The sequence below is a fragment of the Cupriavidus sp. SIMBA_020 genome (assembly GCF_046535395.1).
GTDB lineage: Bacteria > Pseudomonadota > Gammaproteobacteria > Burkholderiales > Burkholderiaceae > Cupriavidus > Cupriavidus campinensis.
Genome location: NZ_JAWRWU010000348.1, coordinates 1 through 289, shown reverse-complemented (window position 1 = coordinate 289; position 289 = coordinate 1). Strand labels below are relative to the sequence as shown.

1 pseudogene is annotated in these 289 nt (G+C 67.1%); it reads right to left on the bottom strand.

The annotated features are described in order from the left end of the window. A pseudogene (fadH, locus tag SB751_RS29520) lies at positions 1–289 on the bottom strand (NADPH-dependent 2,4-dienoyl-CoA reductase); the annotation flags it as partial.

Sequence of the window (289 nt, the reverse complement as noted above, 5' to 3'; positions counted from 1 at the left end):
GCATCGAGATGAACTGATTGATCAGATAGCCTTCGGAGCCCATGATCTCGACGCCGTCGTAGCCGGCCTCGCGTGCGAGCTGTGCGCAGCGGACGAACGCGCGGATCTGCCGCTCGACGCCGCGCGCGCTCAGTTCGTGCGGCGCGAACGGCGAGATCGGCGACTTGATCTTCGACGGCGCGACCGCGAACGGGTGATAGCCGTAGCGGCCCGTGTGCAGGATCTGCAGCGCGATCTTGCCGTCGTGCGCATGCACGGCGTCGGTAATCACGCGATGCCGCCGTGCGCC